Here is a 14679-nt window from a genome sequence, read left to right on the forward strand (position 1 = left end):
AAAAAATAGCAACATCCCCATTGGTTGTCTTTGGGTGAGCATCCCAAAAACTTGGACGACCGTCCCAGCGGGCTCATATGCTCCTCAGTTCCGTTATCCATTCGGAGAAAGAGGTTCCGAGCGTAAACGGCAGCAGAATGCCCCCTAGAGTTGCACCTTCTCTATTCCGCGCTTGGTCACGGGCCGCGCGTGGAGAAAGGCCGAAGGCCTGCCGGAACAGGCGGCTGAAATGCGCCTCGTCGGCAAACCCCATGTCGAAGGCGATGTCGCCGATGCGACGATCGGCGTGGCGGGGATCGCACAATGCAAACAGGGATCGGCGCAGCCGGCGCCTGCGGATGTAGGTTTCAACGCCGCCGGTCATCTCGAATTGCCGGAACAACTGGCTGCGGGAAACGCCGAGCTCGCGCGCGAGCCGGGCGGTGGTCAGGTCGCGATGATGCAGGTTGTCTTCGATGTGGCGGCGCAGGCGGCGACCAAGATCACCGGTGCGGCCGCCCGGCTTGCCGCCATCTGCGGGACCAAGGCAGGACGCCAGAAGATCCGGGATGATCGACCCGAGCGACGTGAGTTCGTTGGCACCGAAGCGGAGTGCCGCGTCGGCCAAGGCCTGGACAACGCCTGAAACGAAGACGGCGATCGCGCTGCCATGGGACAGAATGCGCCCAGAGATCGGCTGTGGGGGCGCGACAGCGGCCGGCAGCAGTGCCCGCGGCACGATCAGGTGAACGGCTTCGGCCGCCCGCATGGAAAAGGCCACGGGCGTTGACAGATCGGAGACGGCCACATCGCCCGGTCGAAGGCGCCTCAGCCGTGGCGCGGTCAATCCAATGCGCCCGCCGATCACGCACGAAATGACGATGTGGTCGAGATCATCGCGGGCGAGACGCAAATCGGTGCGCCGATATCGCCCACCGTCAGCATTGCTGCGGCAAAGCAGAAAGGTCCCGAAATGATGAACGACGAGGTTCGCCCGAAATGCTGCCGGTGGCAGATGTTTCGCTGGCGCGCTTTCGAACAGGATGTCGAGAACGGATCGCCAGGCTTCGAAGGGAGCATCCCTGCCGGAGGTTGCAAAACGGAAACTGGGGTACGGGTCTGGTCTACCCGTCTGGCGCGGCAACTCTGTGGTTGTCTCGCTCACTCCGCTCCCTTTGGTTGTATGACGTGAAAGAGATGCGACTTTTACTCTAGTTCGCGAAGAGGAGAAGAGCGGCTTCCGTTCGACAGCGCTAATGCATTCTAAAGTCGGATCGACGCGGATTTCTAAGCGCTGGCCCAGCTTGGGTCAGATCGTCTCTTGGCACCTCGGCAGAGCCGGTCACCCTGCCCAGCACGGACCATGCGGAACGGCCAGCCGCCGCGCCGTTTTCCTCAAACGGTGCGGCGGCTGGCCTGGCGGTAGTGGTCGTGTTGGTCGAGGCGTTTCCTGCATGCCCCGGGGAGGTCGACCTCGGATGGTAAGCCCGGAACTGCGCCCGGGTGTCCCGATTGCGGACATCGACATTGCGAAGGAGCTCGGTGTCCGCTCTTCGTTCAAACCGCCTGTTCGAAATCCGTCGAAACGGAAACCGTGCGCCACCGGGCAAGAAGGTCGCGATCCGAAGCGTGCTTGGCCTCGATCGCAGCCACCGTGTCGCTGCCAAGCGGAAGCCGGACCGGCGGCTGCTCCGCATCGACGAACGAGATCAGCACGTCGGCAAGCCTGTCGGGATTGCCCGGCTGGTTATGGCTGATCTCCTTCGCCTTGCTGCGAACGGCACCTGCAGTTTCCGCATAATCGCTGATCTCGATCGGGCTGACGCTCAGCGACGTCGAGTCGAGAAAATCCGTGCGGAAGTAGCCGGGCTCGATCGCCGTCGCATAAATCCCGAGCGGCGCGAGTTCCGCCGCCAGGGCCTCGGTCAGTCCCTCGACGGCAAACTTCGTCGAGCAGTAGACGCCGAAACCAGGGCCGCTGCGGTAGCCGCCGACGGATGAGAAGTTGAGGATCCGCCCATCGCGCTGGCGGCGCATATGCGGCAGGACCGCGCGGGTGACCGCCAGAAGTCCGAAGACGTTCGTCTTGTAGAGCGCTTCGATCTCGGAGCCGGTTGCTTCCTCGACTGCGCCCAGCAGACCGTAGCCGGCATTGTTGACCAGGACATCGATGCGCCCGAAGCGTGCGATCGCCTGGCCGACAGCTTGATGCGCCTGATCCTCGTCGGTGACGTCCAGCGCAACGGCCAGGAGATTGGGATGGTCCCCGAAGCGGTCCGCAATTGCCTTCGGATTGCGCGCCGTCGCGACCACCTGATCGCCATTGGCCAGGGCCTTTTCAACGATAAGAGCACCAAATCCACGGGATGCGCCAGTGATGAACCACGTATGCATGTGAACCTCCGGTTTGTTTCGCCGCTCCATCATCGGCGGCTGAAGAGGTTGTACTGCGAGACATCTACTGAGATAATCGACTGGATTCTCGTTGAGCTGATGAGAGCTTTTCATCAATGCGAACCATATCGCCGTCCGACCTGTCACCTTTCCTTTCGCTTGCCCGTCACCAGAGCTTCCGCCGTGCGGCAGACGAGATCGGCTGCACGCCGTCCGCGCTCAGCCATGCCTTGAAAGCACTGGAGGAGCGCCTGGACGTTCGGCTCTTCAACCGGACCACCCGCAGCGTCGCACTGACCGAAGCGGGGGAACTTCTGCTCGCCCGTGTCGCGCCCGCCTTCCGCGACATCGAGGACGCGCTTGACGACCTCAACAATTTTCGGGGGGCGCCGATCGGGCGGCTGAGGTTCAACACGGCACGCGCTTCGGCAAAAATGGTGCTACTGCCCCTCGTCGCGCGATTTCTCGAAAGTCATCCGAAGGTCAACATCGAGATCGTGGTCGACAACGATCTGGTCGACATGGTGTCGGAGGGTTTCGACGCCGGCGTTCGCTTCGGCGAGATCGTCGCGCAGGACATGATCGCCGTGCCGATCGGTCCGCGCCAGCGTACCGCGATCGTGGCAACACCGTCCTTCTTTGAGCGCCACGCAAGGCCGACCACGCCCGAGCATCTGAAGGCGCTGCCTTGCATCGGGTTGCGCTTTGGCAGCGGACGCCTCTACGCCTGGGAGTTCGAGCGCGGCGGTGTCGAAGTTCAGGTCGAGGTGACCGGTTCCCTGATCGTCGACGACCAGGACATGATGGTCGACGCTGCCCTTCTCGGCGCGGGGATAGGCTTTGCCTTCGAGGACCAGGTGCGCGCGCTGATCGACGAGGGCAAGCTGGTTCGCGTTCTTGAAGACTGGTGCCCCTACTATAGCGGTTTCTATCTCTATTATCCGAACCGGCGGCAAATGCCGGCAGCACTCAGGGCATTCGTCGATTTCGCCAGGGTCCGGGACAGGTCAACGCGCTGAGGTAGAGGTCGCCCAAGCTGTCCGCGTAATGTCCGTGCAACCTCCTGTTTACAATCGTCTCCGCACGGTTTTACTGGCATCGGTTTTTGCCGCGTCAAAACAAGCGTCAGCCGAACGGCGTAGCCGGTCCAACAAACATGGTGCGGATGGTGTGGAAGCTCTGGCCACGGTCTCTCAAGCAACGTCTCATCGCGCACCTGCTGGTCCTGCAGTTGGCGGTGCTTCTCGCGTTCGGCCTGTCCTTCGTCACGCTGCTCGTGGTCGCTGACGAAGGTGGCGCGCTCGTCAGTCCTACCCCGGTCGAGACGGCATTCCGCGCGATCAAGCGGGGCGTTGGCGGCAAGCTCGAACTTGCTGACACCGCGGACCTCGCGCGCGTTCATCGCGAACAACCGCATTTCTGGTTCATCGCGCGCAGCGATAGGGGTGAAATCGTCCAGTCCGGCGACGTGCCGGAGATCTACCGCGGCATGACGGTGGCGCTCGACCGGATGACCTATTCGGACATCCGCGACGACGGCCCGCCATCGGATTATCTTGCCGTCATCCGGCGCATGACAAACGAGGAAGGCAGCTTCACCGTATTCGGACAGGGAACGCTTCTGAGCCAACCTTCACTCATCCTTTCCTTCTCACGCCTGTTCGTTGCGCCGATGCTGGTGATGCTCGCGCTCGTCACGATCTTTGCGGTGCCGCGCATCGTCAACCGGGCGATCCGGGGCATCTCCGATCTCGCCCGCGAAACGGATGAGATCAACATTGCGCACCGCAGCCACCGGCTGGCCGAAACGGCGGTTCCGAGCGAGGTCCGTCCGCTTGTGCGCAGCATCAACAGCGCGCTCCACCGGCTCGATCAATCCTACGGCCAACACCAGCGCTTCATCCTCGACGCCGCCCATGAGTTGCGAACACCTGTGGCCATTCTTCAGGCCCGCCTCGACCTGCTCGCCTCCGGGCCGGAGCGCGACCGGCTGATCTCCGACTGCGAGAGGATATCGGCGCTCGCCGAACAGCTGCTTGACCTGCAGCGGCTGGAAGCCAATGCCAGGCCGTTCACGTCCGTCGACCTCGTCGCGCTTTGCCGCAACGTCGCCGCGGACCTCGCTCCGCTCGCCATCGACGAGGGCTACGATCTGTCGTTCGAGCAGAACACGGAGCAGTCGATGATACAGGGTGACGCGGTCTCGCTCGAGCGCGCGGTTACCAATCTCGTCCAGAACGCGATCGAGCATGCGGGAAACCAGGGCGTGATCGTCGTGCGGGTCGAGCCGGACGGCGTGATCGAAGTCAGCGACGACGGGCCCGGCATTCCGGAGGCGGAACGCGAGCGCGTCTTTGAGGCTTTCTATCGCCTCAAGCCACGGGAACGCGGGGCTGGTCTTGGCCTCAATCTCGTTCTGCAGATCACGGAGCGACATAATGGCCGTGTGAGCATCCTGACCGCCCCGAGCGGAGGCGCCTGCTTCCGGCTGGCCTTCCAAGGCGCGCGCATCTGAGCTGCAATCCACGGTATTTCAACTGATGGGCTTGAACGTCGTGCGCGCAAAAACAGACCGGAAAGCGGCCAAAATCGGCCTTTTCGACGAAAGAAAATCGATCTGGGGTCTATTTCGGCGGTTGGAAAGCAAAATTTAACCATACTTCTCCATCTTTTGTCCATCAGTCGTCAAGAAGGGGACAATCCAGAAATCGCGCAGCGGCGTTCGCTCGCCGGGGTGAGAGCCTTTGTGAGATTTTCTGGCTTGATTTGCGTTGTTGAGTAAGATCATTCGCCCACAGTCTTTGCACCGTCTGTTGCGCCCATTGCTGATCACTTGCTGCGGCACCGCCCTCGTCGGCGCGGCTGCGTGGTCGCTTGTCGGCATGGCCGCGATCGGCAATTCCTACGCGCATGGTTCCGGCCGCCTGCTGCCGAAGCCGCAGCTGCATTTGGCTGAGAAGACCAAGGAGCGCGTCTGGGACAAGCACGCCAGAACCAACCAGGCGACGCGGCTCGTGGCCGCCGCCGCGGCGCAGCCGATCATGGTCGCAAGCCTCGCTCCCAGCGAGGCGAGGTTCGCGTCCGATCCCCTGTTCCCGATGGACGCGGAAACGATCGGCAAAAGTGCCCGGATCGCAGCTGCGGTGAAAAAGGCTGTTCTCTCGTCCGAGAAAGTCGCGAGCAACCCCGTTCCCGCGACCCAGCCTCACCGTCAGATCGCCACGGTAAGCCTCCCGGCGCCGGAACGCTTCGCGCCGATCGCCAGCGTTGCCGCGGCCAAGAACCCGGTCCAACTCGCCTACGCCACCCCCTCCCAGAGCCACGTGGAAGGCAGCGCCTTTTCCGCTTTGTTGACGGCGCCGTCCGAGGACGATCTCGCCGAACAGCCGGACCAGGACCAGGACGAGACTGAAGACACGGCCGCCCTGCCGAGCCATGAGGACACGCCCTCGGTTGGTCCCATGCCGCAATTCCGCCCCCGCACCGCGCAGGCGGAAAAGCCGCCTGTCGAAGACGAAAAGCCTGCGACCAAGCAGGCGGAAGCCGCGGCGGTGAAAAAGGAAGAAGAGACCGCCAAGGCAGACGAGGACGAAGCGCCGAAGAAGCAGAAGCTTGCCTATGCGCGGCCGGAAGATCCGACCGAAAACAGTGCCGGCACCGGCTTCGGCCAGGCGCTGCGCAACATGTTTGGCGGCGGAGCGAAAGCCGGCAACGGCGTCGCCGTCTACGACATCACCGCTGCCAAGGTCTATATGCCTGACGGCAGCGTGCTCGAGGCCCATTCCGGTATCGGCAAGATGGCTGACAACCCGCGCTACGTCGACGTCAAGATGACCGGACCGACCCCGCCGCACACCTATAATCTCAGGATGCGCGAAACCCGTTTCCACGGGGTCGAGGCGATCCGCATGCTGCCGGTCGACGGAAGGAACAAGCACGGCCGCGACGGCTTCCTGACGCATAGCTACCTGCTGCGCGGCAAGCGCGCGGAATCCCATGGCTGCGTCGCCTTCGCCGACTATCCGCGGTTCCTCACCGCCTTCAAGCAGGGCAAGGTCAAGCAGATCGTCGTGGTGCCGAGCGGCGGACGCGCGGCCGGCATGCGCCTGGCACAGAACGGCCGGAACTCCTGAGCGGAGCCGGCCAACGGTCGGATTGCGGGCAGCCGGCGGTAAAGGTCTTTCGCTGACGAGGAACGGGCACTAAGATCCGGGCCTCGACAGGAGCGAGAACGAAGAGGACCGGGAGCCCGCCATGTGCCGAAACATCAAACCCCTGTTCAATTTCGAGCCGCCGGCGACGAACGCCGAGGTGCATGACGCTGCGCTGCAGTTCGTGCGCAAGCTGAGCGGAACCAACAAGCCGTCCAAGCGGAACGAAGCCGCGTTCGAGCATGCCGTCAATTCGATTGCCGCATGCGCACAGGAACTGCTCGACGCACTCGAGACGTCACAGCCCCCACGCAACCGCGAGGAAGAAGCCGCCAAGGCGCGCGCGCGGAACGCCCTTCGCTTCGCCTGACGGCGGCAAGAGGCTGGACGCGGCCTTCGTGCCTGTGAATCCTGGCCGCCGCCCGCGTCAGAAGCTGCGGACGCCCTCGTCGGCTTCCACGCTCTATATCGCAAACACCGTTGCGCGACGCAGCGTCACGTAGCCGGTGTCGCCGGCCTTCACGACCCGCTCCGGCTCCAGGTCCAACTCCAACGGCACGCCACGCTCGGTCGTCGCGACCACCCGGCGGCCGCCCGGGCGATCCATCACCCGGCTGATGTTGGCAGCGATGCCGGGGCCTCCGATCGCCCAATCGAGATCGACCGGCCGGGCGTAAAGCTCGGCCTTGCCGTCGGCGATCCCTGCAGCGTCGATGACCGCGCCATCGGCATAGGCCCGACCGTCACGCACTTCGGCGGGCAGCATATTGGCATCGCCGAGGAACTTCATGACGAAGGCCGACTTTGGCTCGCGGCAGACCTCCTCCGGCGTCCCCTGCTGGACGATGTGGCCGTCCTTCAGGATCACCACCCGGTCGGCGAGATCGAGCGCCTCTTCCTGGTCGTGTGTGACGAAGAGCGTGGTGATGCCGAGCTGGGTATGGATTTCGCGCAGCCAGCGCCGCAGCTCGCGCCGGACATTGGCATCAAGCGCGCCGAAGGGCTCGTCGAGCAAGAGCACCTTGGGATCGACGGCAAGCGCACGGGCCAGTGCGACGCGCTGGCGCTGTCCGCCGGAGATCTGCGCCGGAAACCGTTCGCCGAGCCCTTCGAGACGAACCAGCCGCAACAGTTCAGCGACCCGCGCCTGGATCGCCGCCTTGTCGCGCTTGACCTTCGACACCTCCATGCCGAAGGCGATGTTCTGGGCCACGGTCATATGCGGGAAAAGCGCGTAGTGCTGGAACACGAAGCCGACGCCGCGATCGCGCACCGGGATGTCGGTCGCATCCTGGTCGCCGAAATAGATGTGGCCGCCATCGGCGAATTCGAGGCCGGCAACCATGCGCAATATCGTCGTCTTGCCGGAACCGGAGGGCCCGAGCAGCGCGACGAGCTCGCCGCTTTCGATCTCGAGCGACACGTCCTTGACGGCACGGAAGGTTTGGAAAGTCTTGACGACGTGGTCAAGGCGGATCTTCATGATGCATTCTCCGCGGAATTGGCAACTGGGCGGACGCGGCCCGCCCCTTGGCGCTCCAGAGCGACCTTGGCGATGATGGTGAAGACGGCAATGAGCGCCAGAATGGACGCCGACGCAAAAGCGCCCGCCGCCTGATAATCGTGATAGAGCAGCTCGATATGGAGCGGCAGGGTGTTGGTCTGGCCACGAATGTTGCCCGACACGACCGAAACCGCGCCGAACTCGCCCATCACGCGCGCATTGCAAAGGACGACGCCGTAGAGCAGCGCCCATTTGATGTTGGGCAACGTCACCGAGAAGAAGGTGCGAAAGCCGGAAGCGCCGAGGGAAACGGCCGCCTCTTCGAGGTCCCTCCCCTGCGCCTGCATCAGCGGAATGAGTTCGCGGGCGACAAACGGCGCGGTGACGAACATCGAGGCGAGCACAATGCCGGGAATGGCAAACAGGATCTTGATGCCATAGGCATCGAGCGTCGGGCCAAACAGGCCCTGCAGCCCGTAGACGAAGAGATAGGCAACGCCCGCGACGATCGGCGAAACCGAGAACGGGATCTCGATCACCACCAGCAGGAAACCCTTGCCGCGGAAATCGAACTTGGTGATCGCCCAGGCGGCGGCCACGCCGAAGGCGGTGTTGACCGGTACGGCGATCAGCGCCGCAAGCACGGTCAGCATGATCGCATGGCGCGTGTCGGGATGCAGGATCGTGTCGCGATAGACCAGCCAGCCCTTGGCAAAGGCCTCGACGCCGATGATCAGCAGAGGCGCGAGGATCAGGAACGCGCCGATGATCAGCACGATGCCGATCAGGGCGCGGCGGAACAAGGGGCCGTCGCCGACCCGCGGCAGCGTGCGTGCGGTCTTTTTGAAACGCATGGTCAGGACCTCCGCGTGTAGCGCAGCGCCCGCGCCTGCAGCCAGTTGGTCACGGCGAGCATGAGGAAGGCCGTCAGCAGCAGCACGGACGCGATCGCCGCCGCCGCCTGATAATCGTATTCCTCCAACCGAATGAAGATCAGCAGCGCGGTGATCTCGGTCGACATCGGCTGATTGCCGGCGATGAAGATGATCGCACCGAACTCGCCGAGCGAGCGGGCGAAGGACAGGGAGACGCCGGCGAGAAGCGCCGGCGTCAAGAGCGGCAGAATGACCTTGCGGAAGATCGCGATATCCGAGCCGCCAAGCGACTGGGCCGCCTCCTCCAGCGCCGGATCGAGATCCTCCAGCACCGGCTGCACAGTGCGCACGATGAAGGGCAGCGAGGTGAAGCACATGGCGATCATGATGCCGATAGGGGTATAGGCGACCTTGATGCCGTAGTCCTCGAGGATCGAGCCGAACACGCCGTTGGTCGTGAACAGTGCGGTCAGCGAAATACCGGCAACGGCCGTCGGCAAAGCGAACGGCAAGTCGACCATGGCATCGACGATGCGGCGCCCCGGGAAGCGGTAGCGCACCAGGACCCAGGCGAGCGCCAAGCCGAAGAAGAGATTGAAGAGCGTCGCGCCAAGCGCGGCCGTCACGGTGACGCGATAGCTTGCGAGCGCCCGCGGCGACGAGACGATCTGCCAGTAATCGAGAGGGCCGAGGCTCGCCGCCTTGAACACGAGGGCTGCCAGCGGCAGAACGACGATCAGGCTCACATAGAGCAGCGTCACCCCCAGCGACAGGCGTAACCCGGGCAGGACATTGCGTCTCAAGCGTTCATTTCCTTGTCATGTCATGGTGAAACCCGGCAGACGGTTCGTCTGCCGGGCTGATTGATTGCGAGGTCAAAAAACGATCAGCGGCTGCCGTAGAGCTTGTCCAGGATGCCGTCGGACGCGAAGTGCTCGGACTGGATCTTGCTCCATCCGCCAAAGACGTCGTCGACATTGACGAGGCGAATGTCCGGGAACTGCGCCTTGAATTCGCCGGCAACCTTCTCGTTGCGAACGCGATGGCCGAATTCAGCAGCGATGCGCTGGCCTTCCTCGGTATAGAGGAAGTCGAGATAGGTCTTGGCGAGCGCTTGCGTGCCGTGTTTCTCGGCAACCTTGTCGACGACTGCGACCGGGAATTCAGCAAGCAGGCTGACCGACGGGATCACGGCTTCAACCTTGTCGGCACCATACTGCTTCGCGATGCTGCGGGTCTCGGCCTCGAAGGTGATCAGGACGTCGCCGGTTTCGCGCTCGACGAAGGTCGTGGTCGAGGCGCGGCCGCCGGTGTCGAACACCGGAACGTTGTCGAAGATCTTGGTGATGTAGGCCTCGATCTTCGCCTCGTCGCCCTCATAGGCCTCCTTGGCCCAGGCATAGGCCGCCAGATAGGTGTAGCGCGCATTGCCCGAGGTCTTCGGATTGGGGAAGACGGCGTGAACGTCGTCACGGGCAAGGTCGGACCAGTCCTTGATGTTCTTCGGGTTGCCCTTGCGCACCAGGAAGGACGGGAAGGAATAGAACGGCGAGGCATTGTTCGGGAACGCCTTCGCCCAGTCCTTGGAGACAAAGCCGTTCTTGGCCAGGAACTCGATATCGGTGGTCTGGTTGAAGGTGACGACGTCGGCTTCCAGGCCTTCAAGGATCGAGCGGGCCTGCTTCGACGTACCGGCATGCGACTGGTCGATCGTCACGCCCGGATGCTGCTTGATGAAGGCCTCGTTCTCGGCCACGAAGAGTTCGCGCGAAACGTCGTAGGAGGCGTTGAGAAGCTTCGTCGGCTCCTGTGCCAGCGCAGGGGTCACAAAATGCGCGACAAGGGTGGCGCCGAGAATGAGGAGGCGTTTCATGCAATTCTCCGGTGTTGATGCTGCCTGAGAACCTATCGGCGGGCGTGCGGCGACGCGAGGGAACGCGAACCCTGGTTGTGCCAAGCGTTAGAAATTTCGTCTCGTTTCCACCCTGTATCGCGGAGTTTTTGCCTCAGCTTTCTCAAGGCAACCAACAGCTTACAGCCAGGGACCGAAGCGTCAGGTCTCGTCCGCCCCTTGCATCCATTGCGGGATGTCCCGCTTGGCATGCAGCACGCGCCACACGTCGATATGGTCGGCCTGCGGACGGTAAAAGACGATGTAGGGATATGTCCTCAACCCGATGCTGCGCAGATCGGGGAGTGTCAATTCGTAGGCATATCGCAACGATCCGGCCTCCGGATGGGTGCCGATCAGGTCGTACGCGGCCTGAAGCGCGTCGATAAATCCGAGAGCGACGTCCGGCCCCGCCTCGGTTGCGTAAAAATCGATGGCCGCGTCGACATCGTTGCGGGCCAATTCGCGTGGAATGATCGGCTTGCCGCTCACTTCGGCCGTCGGCCGCCAACCCGGTCACGCAAGCCGGCAAAATAGTCGGCGTCGGCAGGCTCGGCCTGCGCGGAGGCGGCGCCGTCGAGCAACAGCCGGCGCAGATTGAGCCGATCCTGATCCCGGCGGATCAACTCCCGGATATACTCGCTGCTCGTCCCATAGCCTCGCCCGGCGACCTGCTCATCGACGAAGCTTTTCAGATGCTGCGGAAGGGATATGTTCATCGTGCTCATGGGGGAAGATTAGCGACCATGGCAAAATTTGGCAAGGATGACGGCTTTGTGGTCCATCTCAAGCTCGCGCTCGCGACGGAAAGTCATTCCGGCGCCACCGATCTGGCATTCTGGGGACTAGATACATCCCTGGCGCTTTGACTAGATAGGCGTTCACGGCAGGGTTGGCGATTCGATGACGATATACTTCAAGGCAGGAATTTCCGATGAAACGGCGCTCGGGATGATCGAGCGGTGTTTCTCCGATGCGAACGATTATGACGGCTATCTCGACATTTTTGCCGACTACACCGAAAAGACCGTCTCGTGGAGCAAGGGCAGATCTGTCGAGGAGTTCAAGGACCAGATCACCGAAGCGCTGCGCGCGGCCTGGGAAGCTTCGCCCTTCTGGCAGGTCTATGAGCGCCGCGAAGAGCGGGACGACGCTGGCACCAACGAAATTCGAAGGGCAGCGATCGCGCTGACCCGCACCTATGGCGGCGTGGTCGTGATCACCCTCAGCCTGCTTGGAAGGCGTAGCAGCGCGAATGACCTCGAACTGGTGTTCGTCTGTTTCCAGGAAGATGCGCAACGCCGGAATTTCCGGGTGCGTTATGACGGGAAGTTCATTCCGTCCCTGAATGCCTGACGCCCACCCCCGGGCATGGAGACGAAGGGCGATGACAACCGACTATGATGCCGATGACGCCTTCGCCCTGATCGTTGCAAGCTTTCGCCAGGTGACCGGCAAGGCGCTGGTCGACCATCCGTTCGACGGCCGCTGGCTCTACGAGAGCGCACCCTTCGCGCTTTTGGCGCACGACCGGTCGGAGGACCCGCGCTTCTTCTACGCCAACAAAACCGCCCAGGCCTGCTTCGGCTACACCTGGCAGGAGTTCATCGGCATGCCGTCGCGCCTCTCGGCCGAGGCGCCGAACCGCGAGGAACGGCAGCGTCTTTTAGACAGCGTCTCCACCAAGGGCTTCATCAATAACTATCGCGGCCTTCGGATCGCGAAATCCGGACGCCGCTTCTGGATCGAGAACGCCATCGTCTGGCAGTTGGTGCGCGCCAACGGCGAACATGCCGGCCAGGCCGCCATGTTCCACAGCTGGAAGGATCTGTAAGCGCACCGCCCAAGGCGGAGGGTGCGCCCCCGTCTGCTTCCTCTCAATTCAAAAGCCGGACCAGTGCCAAAGCGACGCCGGGCGACAGCGTGATGATCGCCAATCGGATGAGGTCGGCAATGACGAAGGGCATGACGCCGCGGTAAGTCTGCACGATCGGGACATCCGTCGCCAGCTTGTTGATGATGAAGACGTTGAGGCCGATCGGCGGAGCGGAAAGGCCGATGCCGACGACGATGAGGACGAGAATGCCGAACCAGATGGCGACATCCTCGGTCGGCATGCCCAGATCCAGCGTCAGGATGATCGGAATGAAGACCGGCAGCGTCAGCAGGATCATCGCCAATTCATCCATGACGGCGCCAAGCACGAGGTAGGTGACGAGCATTCCGCAAATGACGACATAGGGCGGCAGGCCCGACTGTCCGACCATTGCGGCAAGCGTCGCCGGCATCTGCGTCAGCGCCAGAAACGCGCCGAAGACTTCCGCGCCGAGCAGGATCAGGAAGATCATTCCGCTGGTTTCGGCCGTTTGCAGCAGGGCGTTTTTCAGGGCGCCGAGGCTCAAGGTCCTTTGCAGCAGGCCGACCAGCAGTGTTACGGCAGCCCCCACCGCGGCACCTTCCGTCGGCGTGAACACCTCGCCATAGATGCCGCCGACCACCGTGACGGCGACGGCCGCCGCCGGCACGATCGCAAAGTCCGCAGCCAGCAGCAGCAGGCCGAATATCGCCAGCAAGATCCCGCCGACCGTCCCGAGCAAGCCGACCAGCCAACCGATGACGCCACCGGCCAGAATGACCAGCCCCAGCGGCCTCGCCCAAAACGGACGAGGCGTTCGAACCGTCTCGGTCGCCGTCACCGGCGGCGCGAGATCGGGCCTGCGCCGAACGACGATCGCAATCGCGATCAGGTAGAAGGCGGCCGCCAATAGCCCCGGCACCAGGGCTGCCTGAAACAGCTTGGCGATGTTCTGCTCGGCGGTGATCGCATAGACCACCAGGATGACGGATGGCGGAATGAGGATGCCGAGGGTGCCTCCGGCGGCAATCGTCCCGGTGCCAAGCCCGACATCGACCCGGGCTCGGCGCAATTCCGGGAGCGCCGCGCGTCCGAAGGTCGCCGTGGTCGCGACCGACGAGCCGCAGATCGCGCCGAACCCGGTGCAGGCGGCGATGACCGCCATCGGCATTCCGCCCTTGAAGCGTCCGAAGCCCCGCTCGGCGACGCGAAACAGCGTTGCGGCAATGCCCGACTGCTCGGCGAGCGCGCCCATCAGGATGAAGAGCGGGATGACCGAAAGCGTGTAGCTGGCAAACTGGCTATAGGTGTTGGTCTGCAGATAGTAGACCAGCGCATGCGGGCCGGAGAGATAGGCATAGCCGGCAGCACCGACCGCAAGCATGGCAAGAGCGATCGGCATCCGGATGGCGATCAAGAGCAGCATGGCCGCAAAGCCGACGAAGGCAATGGCAAAACCGCTCATCGGCCGCCTCCAATTTTCAAGAGGGAAACGGAAAGTCCGATGACGGCCGCGAGCGCCGCCAGCGCGGCACAGGTCAGATAGACCGGCCAGATCGGCCAGGGCAGCTGGATGAGGGTCGTCCCGTATCCCCTCGCCTCCAGGCCACCGGTAAACAGCCCCCAGGCAAAAAACGCCAGGCAGCCGGCCAAAAGCAGGTCCCACAGGCCGTCGATGACCCGGGTGACGCGTGCAGGAAGAGCCAGCGTGAAGGTATCGACGGCAATGTGGCCATTGCGGGCCTGCGTGTATGCGAGAAAGGAGAAGGCGGCGACACCGACCGCCACCTCCACCAGTTCGTAATCGGCCGGCACCGGCCGATTGAACAGCCAGCGGCCCAGCACGCTGACAGTGACTAGTCCCGCCGCAAGGCAAAGAAGCGTGCCGCCGATGAGTGCCAAACCGGCCGCAAGGCGTTCGACTTCCCTGCGGCGCGGCACCCTCGCCGCGTCCTCGTATCCTACGTCTTCCATTGTTGGGGCCTCGAGCTGTTGGTTCTTGCAGAGGCGCGTTCAGGCGCCACGTTCAG

At 63.2% G+C, this 14679-nt stretch carries 17 protein-coding genes; 7 read left to right on the plus strand and 10 right to left on the minus strand.

The genetic code is table 11. The annotated features are described in order from the left end of the window. Positions 1 to 73: 73 nt before the first annotated feature. Both OKW20_RS22770 and OKW20_RS22775 read right to left on the minus strand, forming a co-directional pair. Positions 74 to 847, minus strand: a complete 774-nt coding sequence (locus tag OKW20_RS22770; RefSeq protein ID WP_429175615.1) for a helix-turn-helix domain-containing protein — start codon at positions 845 to 847, stop codon at positions 74 to 76. Between the two features lie 689 nt (positions 848 to 1536). Continuing rightward, the gene (locus tag OKW20_RS22775) at positions 1537 to 2373 is read right to left on the minus strand and encodes an oxidoreductase (protein ID WP_429175617.1); all 837 of its coding nucleotides are present in this window, start codon (positions 2371 to 2373) and stop codon (positions 1537 to 1539) included. 116 nt (positions 2374 to 2489) lie between these two features. On the opposite strand from OKW20_RS22775, the gene OKW20_RS22780 reads away from it, so the two are divergent. The 4 genes from OKW20_RS22780 (at position 2490) to OKW20_RS22795 (ending at position 6894) form a co-directional block, all read left to right on the plus strand. After that, positions 2490 to 3392, plus strand: a complete 903-nt coding sequence (locus OKW20_RS22780) for a LysR family transcriptional regulator (protein WP_429175620.1) — start codon at positions 2490 to 2492, stop codon at positions 3390 to 3392. A gap of 146 nt (positions 3393 to 3538) precedes the next feature. Next, positions 3539 to 4888 (plus strand): sensor histidine kinase, encoded by a 1350-nt coding sequence (locus OKW20_RS22785; RefSeq protein ID WP_429175622.1) that lies wholly within the window; start codon positions 3539 to 3541, stop codon positions 4886 to 4888. A 298-nt stretch (positions 4889 to 5186) separates the two neighbouring features. Beyond that, positions 5187 to 6506, plus strand: coding sequence for a tlde1 domain-containing protein (locus OKW20_RS22790; protein ID WP_429175624.1), 1320 nt, complete (start codon positions 5187 to 5189; stop codon positions 6504 to 6506). Between the two features lie 121 nt (positions 6507 to 6627). Beyond that, positions 6628 to 6894, plus strand: a complete 267-nt coding sequence (locus OKW20_RS22795) for a DUF2277 domain-containing protein (protein WP_043612018.1) — start codon at positions 6628 to 6630, stop codon at positions 6892 to 6894. A 93-nt stretch (positions 6895 to 6987) separates the two neighbouring features. Here the strand turns inward: OKW20_RS22795 and OKW20_RS22800 are convergent, their stop codons facing one another. The 6 genes from OKW20_RS22800 to OKW20_RS22825 all read right to left on the minus strand — a co-directional run bounded on the left by OKW20_RS22800 (position 6988) and on the right by OKW20_RS22825 (position 11522). Next, complete coding sequence (locus tag OKW20_RS22800; protein WP_402326107.1) at positions 6988 to 8007, minus strand: sulfate/molybdate ABC transporter ATP-binding protein; 1020 nt, start codon at positions 8005 to 8007, stop codon at positions 6988 to 6990. Further along, entirely contained in the window at positions 8004 to 8882 is an 879-nt protein-coding gene (cysW, locus tag OKW20_RS22805) for a sulfate ABC transporter permease subunit CysW (RefSeq protein WP_429175628.1), read from the minus strand. The genes OKW20_RS22800 and cysW overlap by 4 nt, the downstream gene beginning before the upstream one ends. 2 nt (positions 8883 to 8884) lie before the next feature. Next, positions 8885 to 9706, minus strand: coding sequence for a sulfate ABC transporter permease subunit CysT (gene cysT, locus OKW20_RS22810; protein WP_043612026.1), 822 nt, complete (start codon positions 9704 to 9706; stop codon positions 8885 to 8887). Between the two features lie 83 nt (positions 9707 to 9789). Next, on the minus strand, positions 9790 to 10776 hold the full coding sequence (cysP, locus tag OKW20_RS22815) for a thiosulfate ABC transporter substrate-binding protein CysP (protein WP_192448457.1): 987 nt from the start codon (positions 10774 to 10776) through the stop codon (positions 9790 to 9792). A gap of 180 nt (positions 10777 to 10956) precedes the next feature. Next, complete coding sequence (locus OKW20_RS22820; protein WP_429115039.1) at positions 10957 to 11286, minus strand: type II toxin-antitoxin system RelE/ParE family toxin; 330 nt, start codon at positions 11284 to 11286, stop codon at positions 10957 to 10959. Next, complete coding sequence (locus OKW20_RS22825) at positions 11283 to 11522, minus strand: type II toxin-antitoxin system ParD family antitoxin (RefSeq protein ID WP_429115040.1); 240 nt, start codon at positions 11520 to 11522, stop codon at positions 11283 to 11285. Before OKW20_RS22825 ends, OKW20_RS22820 begins: the two co-directional genes overlap by 4 nt. A gap of 18 nt (positions 11523 to 11540) precedes the next feature. Here OKW20_RS22825 and OKW20_RS22830 point away from each other — a divergent pair, with 18 nt between their 5' ends. Genes OKW20_RS22830 through OKW20_RS22840 form a run of 3 tightly spaced genes read left to right on the plus strand, consistent with a single transcriptional unit; the run spans position 11541 to position 12628 of the window. Further along, positions 11541 to 11663, plus strand: coding sequence for a hypothetical protein (locus OKW20_RS22830; RefSeq protein ID WP_429115041.1), 123 nt, complete (start codon positions 11541 to 11543; stop codon positions 11661 to 11663). A gap of 34 nt (positions 11664 to 11697) precedes the next feature. Further along, positions 11698 to 12150: a hypothetical protein gene (locus OKW20_RS22835; protein ID WP_043612036.1), complete on the plus strand. Its 453-nt coding sequence runs from the start codon at positions 11698 to 11700 to the stop codon at positions 12148 to 12150. A 31-nt stretch (positions 12151 to 12181) separates the two neighbouring features. Next, the gene (locus OKW20_RS22840) at positions 12182 to 12628 is read left to right on the plus strand and encodes an MEKHLA domain-containing protein (protein WP_429115042.1); all 447 of its coding nucleotides are present in this window, start codon (positions 12182 to 12184) and stop codon (positions 12626 to 12628) included. Between the two features lie 43 nt (positions 12629 to 12671). Here the strand turns inward: OKW20_RS22840 and OKW20_RS22845 are convergent, their stop codons facing one another. Further along, positions 12672 to 14114, minus strand: a complete 1443-nt coding sequence (locus OKW20_RS22845) for a TRAP transporter large permease (RefSeq protein ID WP_429115043.1) — start codon at positions 14112 to 14114, stop codon at positions 12672 to 12674. Continuing rightward, positions 14111 to 14623, minus strand: a complete 513-nt coding sequence (locus OKW20_RS22850; RefSeq protein ID WP_429115044.1) for a TRAP transporter small permease — start codon at positions 14621 to 14623, stop codon at positions 14111 to 14113. Before OKW20_RS22850 ends, OKW20_RS22845 begins: the two co-directional genes overlap by 4 nt. Positions 14624 to 14679: the final 56 nt, after the last annotated feature.

The organism is Ensifer sp. LBL (assembly GCF_050435225.1).
Classification (GTDB): Bacteria; Pseudomonadota; Alphaproteobacteria; order Rhizobiales; family Rhizobiaceae; genus Ensifer.